4 protein-coding genes are annotated in these 3,355 nt (G+C 69.0%); 1 reads left to right on the top strand and 3 read right to left on the bottom strand.

Annotated features, from left to right (window positions below):
• Nucleotides 1-320, top strand: a 320-nt coding sequence (locus tag BFF77_RS30915; RefSeq protein ID WP_211280363.1) for a family 1 encapsulin nanocompartment shell protein, incomplete at its 5' end; no start/stop codon positions are given.
• Nucleotides 321-381: 61 nt separating this feature from the next.
• Here BFF77_RS30915 and BFF77_RS30920 read toward each other — a convergent pair.
• The 3 genes from BFF77_RS30920 to BFF77_RS30930 all read right to left on the bottom strand — a co-directional run.
• The gene (locus BFF77_RS30920; protein WP_066956671.1) at nt 382-1,185 is read right to left on the bottom strand and encodes an enoyl-CoA hydratase/isomerase family protein; all 804 of its coding nucleotides are present in this window, start codon (nt 1,183-1,185) and stop codon (nt 382-384) included.
• 145 nt (nt 1,186-1,330) lie between these two features.
• Entirely contained in the window at nt 1,331-1,552 is a 222-nt protein-coding gene (locus BFF77_RS30925) for a helix-turn-helix domain-containing protein (protein ID WP_030753304.1), read from the bottom strand.
• A 425-nt stretch (nt 1,553-1,977) separates the two neighbouring features.
• Nucleotides 1,978-3,355 (bottom strand): ABC-F family ATP-binding cassette domain-containing protein (locus BFF77_RS30930; RefSeq protein WP_066956674.1); only part of this gene is annotated, 1,378 nt, incomplete at its 5' end.

The following is a 3,355-nucleotide window of genomic DNA, read 5'->3' on the forward strand; positions in this document are numbered from 1 at the left end:
GCGTCGGCGCTGAGCGCCAGGGTATACGGGCCGCCGACGCGTACACCGCCGTGAACGAGACGTCCGACCACGGCTATCCGGTCCACAAGCACATCGACCGGGTGCTGGACGGTGAGATCGTCTGGGCGCCCGCCATCGACGGCGCCTTCCTGCTCTCCACGCGTGGCGGCGACTTCGAACTCCGTCTCGGCCAGGACGTGTCCATCGGCTATCTGTCCCACGACGACACGCACGTGCGGCTCTACTTCCAGGAGACGATCACCTTCGTGGTGTACACGGGCGAGGCCGCGGTGGCACTCACCGCGACGCCGCACCTGTGAGACACGCGCCGAGGCGCACGCCCGGGACACCCGCCCGCCGCGTCGCGTCCGTCAGGCCGTGTCAGTCGCTGAGGCCCGCCAGATCGCGCAGCCGACGGGCCTGCGCCGCGCGCTCGGCCGCGCGCTGCTCCTCGAAGGAGCGGCCCGCCGCGCCCCGGAGGAGCGCCTTGGTCTCGATCACCGCGTCCCTGGGCGCCGCCAGCAGCGCGCCCGCCAGATCCAGGACGGCCGCGTCGAGTTCTTCCACGGGCACCACGAGATTGACGAGCCCGGTGCGTTCGGCCTCCTCGGCCTGGACGAAGCGGCCCGTGGCGCAGATCTCCAGCGCGCGGGCATGGCCGACGAGGCCCACCAGCGGATGGGTGCCGGCGAGATCCGGGACCAGTCCCAGGCTTGTCTCACGCATGGCGAAGCGCACGTCCGACGCCACGACCCGGAGATCGCAGGCGAGGGCGAGCTGGAAACCGGCGCCGATCGCATGGCCCTGGACGGCCGCGATCGACACGATGTCGTTGCGGCGCAGCCAGACGAAGCCGTCCTGGTACTCGGCGATGGCCGCGTCGAGGTCCGCGTCGGAACGCCGGGCCAGTTCCAGGAAGGACGGCTCACCGTCGAATCCCTCGGGAGTGAACGCCTGCCGGTCGAGCCCCGCGGAGAAGGACTTGCCCTCACCACGCAGCACCACGACCCGCACACTGCCCGGCAACGACCTGCCGGCCTCCGTCAACGCCCGCCACAGAGCGGGAGACTGGGCGTTGCGCTTGGCCGGATTGGTCAATGTCACCGTGGCGATCGCGTCCTCGACGGTGAGCCGAACGCCGTCCTTGTCGAGCACTGTTTCACGTACTGGTTCGAGCGAGGTCATACGGGCGCCTCCGGTCCGGGCAGTCGAGCAGCCGGCCGGTCAAGACGACCGGCCAAGTGACTGCACAGTAACCACCTGGGCGATCGCCTGATCGACCCGGGTGGCCACCGTCCGAACCGGTGGCCATGAGGAGCGCACTCGGTTGTCAGGCCGAAGCGGCCTTCTTGCCTCTCGTCGCTCCGCCGCGTCCCCGTAGCGTGACTCCGGACTCGCTGAGCATCCGGTGAACGAATCCATAGGAACGGCCGGTTTCCTCGGCCAGCGCCCGGATGCTCGCACCGTTGTCGTACTTTTTCTTCAGGTCTGCCGCGAGCTTGTCGCGCGCGGCGCCGGTCACCCGGCTGCCCTTCTTCAGAGTCTCGGCCACCCGTGCCTCCTCATGGGAAGTGCGCTCTGGACTTCTCATGATCACCCCTTACGGCCCTCCTGGCCACCCATTCGGCAAGGTCCGTACGACAAGCTTTGGCAGAGTTCAAGCTTCCAGCGCGACCGGAATCCCCGATTCCGGTCATGACCGCATCGGGCAGGGGCCGGGATACGGATCGAAGTGCCAGGTCAGCGACGTGCGTGGAAAGGCCGCGCGAACAGTGTGGCCAACCGCACTCTCCGTCGCGCGGCACGCCGAGGGTACGAGACGCACTCACTCAGATGATGGATCACCGCTGAGCCGAATGATCCATAGGGAGTGGATCACGGTCGGGACCGGGTCCGGGCGGCCCGTGGATCACGGCACACCGGGCCCCCCGGACGGTCACACGGCACCGGAGGGTCACACGGCGGGACGGCCGGCGGTCACGCGAGCGCGACCAGATCCGCGTAGTCCGCTCCCCAGAGGTCCTCGACGCCGTCGGGCAGCAGGATGATCCGCTCCGGCTCCAGCGCGTGGACCGCGCCCTCGTCGTGGGTGACGAGGATGACCGCGCCCTTGTACGTGCGCAGCGCGCCGAGGATCTCCTCGCGGCTGGCCGGGTCCAGGTTGTTCGTCGGTTCGTCGAGCAGCAGCACATTGGCCGAGGAGACGACCAGTGTGGCGAGCGCGAGCCGGGTCTTCTCGCCGCCGGAGAGAACACCGGCGGGCTTGTCGACGTCGTCACCGGAGAAGAGGAAGGAGCCGAGCGTCTTGCGGACCTCGACCAGATCGAGATCGGGTGCCGACGAGCGCATGTTCTCCAGGACCGAGCGCTCCGGGTCGAGCGTCTCGTGCTCCTGGGCGTAGTAGCCCAGCTTGAGACCGTGGCCCGGCGTCACCTGCCCGGTGTCCGGCTTCTCGACGCCGGCCAGCAGCCGGAGCAGGGTGGTCTTGCCCGCGCCGTTGAGTCCGAGGATGACGACCCGGGAGCCCTTGTCGATGGCGAGATCCACATCGGTGAAGATCTCCAGGGAGCCGTACGACTTCGACAGTCCCTCGGCCGTCAGCGGAGTCTTGCCGCAGGGCGCGGGCTCGGGGAAGCGCAGCTTGGCGACCTTGTCGGACTGGCGTACTTCCTCAAGACCGGACAGCAGCCGCTCGGCCCTGCGGGCCATGTTCTGCGCGGCCACGGTCTTGGTGGCCTTGGCACGCATCTTGTCGGCCTGGGAGTTGAGGGCGGCGGCCTTCTTCTCCGCGTTGGCGCGCTCGCGCTTGCGGCGCTTCTCGTCGGCCTCGCGCTGCTGCTGGTAGAGCTTCCAGCCCATGTTGTAGACGTCGATCTGCGAGCGGTTGGCGTCCAGGTAGAAGACCTTGTTCACCACGGTCTCGACCAGCTCGACATCGTGGGAGATCACGACGAAGCCGCCCCGGTAGGTCTTGAGGTAGTCGCGCAGCCAGACGATCGAGTCCGCGTCGAGGTGGTTCGTGGGCTCGTCGAGCAGCAGGGTGTCGGCGTCCGAGAAGAGGATCCGCGCCAGCTCCACCCGGCGGCGCTGACCGCCGGAGAGCGTGTGCAGCGGCTGGCCGAGCACCCGGTCGGGCAGTCCGAGCGCGGCGGCGATGGTCGCGGCCTCGGCCTCGGCCGCGTATCCGCCCTTGGTGAGGAACTCCGTCTCCAGGCGCTCGTACCTCTTCATCGCCTTCTCGCGGGTGGCGCCCTTGCCGTTCGCCATCCGCTCCTCGTTCTCGCGCATCTTCCGCAGCACGGAGTCGAGGTCGCGGGCGGAGAGGACACGGTCGCGGGCGAGGACGTCGAGATCG

Origin of the sequence: Streptomyces lushanensis (assembly GCF_001700515.1) — a bacterium.
Lineage (GTDB): Bacteria > Actinomycetota > Actinomycetes > Streptomycetales > Streptomycetaceae > Streptomyces > Streptomyces lushanensis.